Raw genomic sequence first — 6098 nt, 5'->3', positions numbered from 1 at the left:
CTAGAGCATTTTCGATTTACTAATCGACATACCCTGCGTTGGTGAGATAGTTTCTGCATTCTTCCGGAGAGAATGCGTCGAGGAGGCTGCCAATGTGGTCCCAGAGCGCATCGACGGTACGTTTGGCGGCTTTGCGCAGCAGGGTCTTGAGCTTGGCGAAGACTTGCTCAATCGGATTGAGGTCGGGGGAATAGGGCGGCAGGTAACGGATGCTTGCGCCTACCGCTTCAATAGCCTGCCGCACCCCATCAACCTTGTGGCTGCCCAGATTGTCGGCGATGACGGTATCGCCAGGCTTGAGCGTGGGGCATAGAAAGTCCCGCACATAAGCCAGGAATATTTCCCCGTCCATGGGGCCATCGATCACCAGAGGGGCCGTCAGGCCACCCTGGCGCAACCCAGCGATGAAAGTAGTGGTCTTCCAATGCCCATGAGGCACGGCAGCTACGCAGCGCTGTCCTCGGGGCGCTCGCCCATAACGGCGAGCCATGCTGGTGCTGGCCCAGGTTTCATCCAGGAAGACCAGCTTGGCCGGATCCAGGGTCGGCTGAAAGGTGGTCTTCCATTCATGCCGTGCTTGCTGCACGTCGGCGCGCTCTTGCTCGCTGGCGTGCAGGGTTTTTTTTAAGCGTCAGGCCCATCCGATTCAACTGGTGCCATAGTGCCGGCACCTTCAGGACCCTGCCCTGGGAAGATAGCCGGTCGCACATGTCCCGCAGTGTCAGGTCTGGCTCGGCTTTGAGCCAACCTTGGATCGTGGATTCCATCCCCTCGATGGCTGAACGTCGATAGCCTCCCAGTTGGCGGATGCCACGCTCGCTTTCCAGTACGAACCGATCGCGCACTTGGTAGACAAAGTACCGACTCACTTCCAGCCGCCGGGCAATCTCGCTGGCCTTCTCCCCACGTCCTAGCGCCGCCAACACCCGGTCCCGAAACTCCTGTGGATACGCGCGCATACATTCCTCCCGTAGAACCTGAGGAATGTTTACCAAATGTTGATTGTTAAATCAAAAATGCTCTAGTGATCAGTGGTTAGTGACTAGCAAAAACAATGACCTGGCGACCTTTTCGCTAATCACTAGCCACTAGTCACTGCTTCTTCTTCAGGCGACGATCTTCAGGATGCCCTGGAAGATTTCCTCGACCGTGCCCACGCCCTTCAGCGTGACCAGCTTGCCCTGCCCCTCGTAGTAATCGAGCAGGGGGTGGGTCTCCTCGTTGTAGACCTCGATGCGGTGGCGGATCACGTCCGGCTGGTCGTCGTGACGGCCTTCCTTGACGGCGCGATCATGCAGGCGGTGAATGATTTCCTCGTCGTCGACGGCCAGATGCACGGCCTTGTCGATCGGGTGCTGGCCATGGCCTGCGAGCAGCTTGTCCAGCACCTGCGCCTGCGCGGTGTTGCGGGGGAAGCCGTCGAGGATGAAGCCGGGCTTGGCGTCGGGCTGTTCCAGACGCTCTTCGACGATGCCGATGACGATTTCATTGGCCACCAGCTTGCCGGCATCCATCGCGGCCTTGGCCTTCTTGCCCAGGTCAGTGCCTGCGGCCACGGCCGCACGCAGAGCGTCACCCGTGGAAATCTTGGGGATGCCGTAATGCGCGGCCAGCTTTTCGCCTTGCGTGCCTTTGCCGGAGCCGGGCGCGCCCAGCAGAACGATTCTCATAGATGATGCAGCCCCAGGTTTTGGAACCAGCGTGGAAAAAAACTCAGCGGAACGGCCGGGCGGGTGCCGACGCTCGCAATCGTGAAACCTAATATTTGCGTAACGGTACCCGTTCGCCGCGCACCCCGTCAACGCGCAATCGGGCGGCGGCGGCCCTGCCACTGGCTATAATGAGGGTTCGATCACAGCAAACAAGCGGCTTCGCCGCGCAGGAACCCCCGAGCGATGCCACGTAACGCCTTTTACGCCCAGTCCGGTGGGGTCACCGCTGTCATCAATGCCTCCGCGGCCGGCGTGATCGAGACCGCCCGCAAGTTCCACGACAAGATCGGCACGGTCTTCGCCGGCCGCAACGGCATCATCGGCGCGCTGACCGAGGACCTGATCGATACCTCGCAGGAGTCGCCCGCGGCCATCGCCGACCTGCGCCACACGCCGTCCGGCGCTTTCGGCTCCTGCCGCTACAAGCTGAAGGGCTTCGACAAGAACCAGGCCGAGTACGAGCGCCTGATCGAAGTGTTCAAGGCCCACGACATCGGCTATTTCTTCTACAACGGCGGCGGCGACTCGGCCGACACCTGCCTCAAGATCAGCCAGCTCGGCGCCAGGATGGGCTACCCGATCCAGGCCATCCACGTGCCCAAGACGGTGGACAACGACCTGCCGATCACCGATTGCTGCCCCGGCTTCGGCTCGGTGGCGAAATACGTGGCCGTGTCGATCCGCGAGGCCGGCTACGACGTCGCCTCGATGGCCAAGAGCTCCACCAAGGTGTTCATCATGGAGGTGATGGGCCGTCACGCCGGCTGGATCGCCGCCGCCGGCGGGCTCGCCGCGGAGAAGGAAGGCGAGGCGCCGCAAATCATCCTGTTCCCCGAGATCAGGTTCGACGAAGCGGCCTTCCTGGCCCGCGTCGAGGAATCGGTGAAGAAGTACGGCTACTGCGCGATAGTGGCCAGCGAGGGCCTGCAGGACGCCGAGGGGCGGTTCATGTCCGAGGCCGGCAGCAAGGATGTGTTCGGCCATGCGCAGCTGGGCGGCTTGGCGCCGATGCTGGCGCAACTGGTGAGGGACAAGCTCCAGTACAAGTATCACTGGGCGGTGTCCGACTACCTGCAGCGCGCCGCGCGCCACATCGCCTCGAAGACCGACGTGGAGCAGGCTTATGCCGTGGGCAGGGCCGCGGTGGAGCTGGCCGTGGCCGGCAAATCGGGCGTGATGGTGACCATCGTGCGCGAGGCCTCCTCCCCCTACAAGTGGAGCATCGGCGAGGCGCCGCTGGACCAGGTGGCCAACGTGGAAAAGAAGATGCCGCGCGCGTTCATCAGCGCCGACGGCTTCCACATCACCGACGCCTGCCGCGAATACCTGTCGCCGCTGATCCAGGGCGAGGACTACCCGCCCTATCGCAACGGCCTGCCGGCCTATGTCACCCTGAAGAACGTGCCGGTGCCGAGGAAGACGGCGCGCGAGTTCAAGGTGTGAGGATGCGCGCGCATCCTCGCATCCTGAGTGCAACGAAGGATCTGGAACAGCAGTAAAGTCGGAATATGCCGGCTCGACATTTTCAACCGCACACCACCTGAAGGAATACGCAATGGGTTTTGAAGCGCTGGGCGCCGGCGACAAGGCACCGCAGGAATTCAACGTCGTCATCGAAATCGCGGCCTATGGCCCGCCGGTGAAGTACGAGGTCGACAAGGACTCCGGCCTGCTGATGGTCGATCGCTTCATGAACGTGGCGATGAGCTATCCCGCCAACTACGGCTATGTGCCGCACACCCTGTACGACGACGGCGATCCGGTCGACGTGCTGGTGCTGACGCCGCACCCGATCATCGCCGGCTGCGTCATCAAGTGCCGCGCCGTGGCGGTGCTCGACACCACCGACGAGAAGGGCGAGGACGCCAAGATCCTGGCCGTGCCGACCGACAAGGTGTCGAACAAGTACTACGAGGACATGAAGGACCTGTCCGACGTGCCGCAGCGCCTGCAGAACGAGATCAAGCACTTCTACGAGCACTACAAGGATCTCGAGAGCGGCAAGTGGGTGAAGATCGCCGGCTGGCGCGATGCCGCCGCCGCGCGCGCCGAGATCGAGAAGTCGATCAAGGCCTACAAGTAAACATGCTGAGCCGCCGGGCCGTCGTTTTCGCGGCGGCCCGGCCCTGATGGAGTTGCCGCTGTGAAAGTTCTCGTCATCGGCGGCGGTGGCCGCGAACACGCAATCGCCTGGAAGCTGGCGCAATCCTCCCGCGTCGCCGAAGTGCTGGTAGCGCCGGGCAATGCCGGCACCGCCACCGAACCCCGCTGCCGCAATGTTGCGGTCGCCGCGGAGGACGTGCCGGCGCTGTTGAAGCTGGCGCAGGCCGAGGGCGTGGGTTTCACCGTGGTCGGCCCGGAAGGGCCGCTGGCGGCGGGCGTGGTGGATGCGTTCAATGCCGCCGGGCTGCGCGTGTTCGGCCCGACCCAGGCCGCGGCGCAGCTCGAGGCAAGCAAGGCCTTCACCAAGGACTTCCTGGCGCGCCACCGGATTCCCTCCGCGCAATACCGCGTCTTCACCGAAGCCGAGCCGGCGCTGGCCTACGTGGCCCAGCGCGGCGCGCCGATCGTGGTCAAGGCCGACGGCCTGGCCGCCGGCAAGGGCGTGGTGGTGGCGATGACCGTGGAGGAAGCGCAGGACGCCATCAAGCACATGCTGGCAGGCAGCATGGGCCAGGCCGGCGCGCGCGTGGTGGTCGAGGATTTCCTGGTCGGCGAAGAAGCCAGCTACATCGTCGTCGCCGCCGGCACCAACTACGTGCCCCTGGCCTCGGCCCAGGACCACAAGCGCGTGTTCGACCACGACCAAGGCCCCAACACCGGCGGCATGGGCGCCTACTCGCCCGCCCCGGTGGTGACGCCGGAAGTGGATGCGCGGGCGCGGGCCGAGGTGATCGAGCCGACCTTGCGCGCCATGGCCGCCGAAGGCCGCCCCTTCACCGGCTTCCTCTACGCCGGCCTGATGATCGCTCCGGACGGCAGTCCCAGCGTGGTGGAATTCAACGCGCGCCTGGGCGATCCGGAGACGCAGCCGATCCTGATGCGCCTGGACTCGGACCTGCTGGATCTGCTCGAAGCGGCGGTGGCGGGCGACCCGAACACCGCGCCGCCGCGCTGGAATCCACAGGCGGCGCTGGGCGTGGTAATGGCCGCGGGCGGCTATCCCGGCGCCATCCGCAAGAACGATCCGATCAGCGGGCTGGATACGGCCGTGGGCGACAAGGCCAAGGTGTTCCATGCCGGCACCACGCTGCGCGACGGCCAGGTGCTGACCAGCGGCGGCCGCGTGCTCTGCGTCTGCGGCCTCGGCGACACTGTCGGCGCGGCGCAGGCCGAAGCGTACAAGGCGCTGGCGGGCATCCACTGGGAAGGCGCCCACTTCCGCAAGGATATCGGCTATCGTGCGATTTCCAGGGAGAAAGGGGGTTGACCGGGATGAGAAACAGAACAGGCCGCTTATCGCTGGTTGCGCTCGCCGGCGCACTCTGCGCCTTTGGCGCGCAGGCGCAGACATCCGCCGCCACGTCCGCCGCCGCACCGGCCAAGCCGGTGCCGCTGACCCATGTGTACGGCCGCCTGGAGCGCGCCTTGGTGACGGGCTCGCCTTCGATCGAGGTGCAGGCGCAACTGGTCGGCGGCGGCGACTCCACCGTGCTGCTGGTGCAGGACATCAAGTACGCCAGCGGCGAAGGCGGCACCTATGTGCACTTCACCATCGACAACGGCGAGGTCATGCCCGGCAAGACCGTCAACCTCGCGCTGCCGGTGCTGAAGGACCAGCATGTGCACGACCGCGACGGCGGCACCCTGCACCAACCGGTGGTGGCGATGAGCTTCTGCATCGGCGACCACGCCTTCACCACCAACGTGACGCTGAAACTGCGCAGCAATTATGTGCCGCCGCTGCTGCTGGGCAAGGCCGACGCGGCGCAGTTCGGCCAGATCGATCCGCTGAAGAAGAACACCATGCTCGAGCCCAACTGCGCACCCCCGGCACCGGCGGTTTCAACCGCACCGACGACGGCTGCGCACTAGTGTCCTGAGTTAGAAGTTCGCTGACAAAATCTCTTAATGGAAGCGAGGATGTCGTCGGCGGACTTGGTCCAAGCGAATGGCCGTGGGTTTTTGTTGTAGGTATTCAGGTAGTCACGGATGGCGGCTTCCAACGCCACCGTGCTGCGATGCGTCCCGCGCCGGATTTGTTTCTGGGTCAGGTCCGCAAACCAGCGTTCGACTTGGTTGATCCAAGAGGCCGAGGTGGGCGTGAAGTGGGGCTTGAAGTGCGGGTGGCGAGCAAACCAGGATCGAACCGCTGGGGTCTTGTGCGTGCCGTAGTTGTCCATCACGACATGCACATCCAGATCGGCGGGCACCTGGTCGTGCAGG

7 protein-coding genes are annotated in these 6098 nt (G+C 64.4%); 4 read left to right on the top strand and 3 right to left on the bottom strand.

The genetic code is table 11. From position 1 onward, the window contains the following. Positions 1-19: 19 nt before the first annotated feature. A protein-coding gene (locus BP26_RS29835; protein WP_436233358.1) for an IS630 family transposase occupies positions 20-959 on the bottom strand; the annotation gives its coding sequence in 2 pieces (ribosomal slippage) (positions 20-626 and positions 625-959; 942 coding nt in all). A gap of 147 nt (positions 960-1106) precedes the next feature. Next, positions 1107-1670, bottom strand: a complete 564-nt coding sequence (locus BP26_RS0122345) for an adenylate kinase (protein WP_029922778.1) — start codon at positions 1668-1670, stop codon at positions 1107-1109. Between the two features lie 225 nt (positions 1671-1895). On the opposite strand from BP26_RS0122345, the gene BP26_RS0122340 reads away from it, so the two are divergent. From BP26_RS0122340 to BP26_RS0122325, 4 genes are all read left to right on the top strand, one after another. Then, positions 1896-3155: a 6-phosphofructokinase gene (locus BP26_RS0122340; RefSeq protein ID WP_029922777.1), complete on the top strand. Its 1260-nt coding sequence runs from the start codon at positions 1896-1898 to the stop codon at positions 3153-3155. Positions 3156-3267: 112 nt separating this feature from the next. Continuing rightward, positions 3268-3795, top strand: coding sequence for an inorganic diphosphatase (ppa, locus tag BP26_RS0122335; RefSeq protein WP_029922776.1), 528 nt, complete (start codon positions 3268-3270; stop codon positions 3793-3795). A gap of 60 nt (positions 3796-3855) precedes the next feature. Beyond that, entirely contained in the window at positions 3856-5142 is a 1287-nt protein-coding gene (gene purD / locus BP26_RS0122330; RefSeq protein WP_029922775.1) for a phosphoribosylamine--glycine ligase, read from the top strand. 5 nt (positions 5143-5147) lie between these two features. After that, a complete protein-coding gene (locus BP26_RS0122325) occupies positions 5148-5747 on the top strand; it encodes a putative ATP-dependent zinc protease (RefSeq protein ID WP_029922774.1) in 600 nt (199 codons plus the stop codon). On the opposite strand, the gene BP26_RS0122320 is transcribed toward BP26_RS0122325, so the two are convergent. Then, the coding region (locus BP26_RS0122320) for an IS630 family transposase (RefSeq protein ID WP_029922773.1) at positions 5744-6098 on the bottom strand (355 nt) is incomplete at its 5' end. The two genes, BP26_RS0122325 and BP26_RS0122320, sit on opposite strands and share 4 nt — an antisense overlap.

The sequence above is a fragment of the Nevskia soli DSM 19509 genome (genome assembly GCF_000711955.1).
GTDB classification, from domain to species: Bacteria; Pseudomonadota; Gammaproteobacteria; order Nevskiales; family Nevskiaceae; genus Nevskia; species Nevskia soli.
Note: the sequence above shows the minus strand (reverse complement) of the source record. Positions and strands in the feature narration are given on the sequence as shown.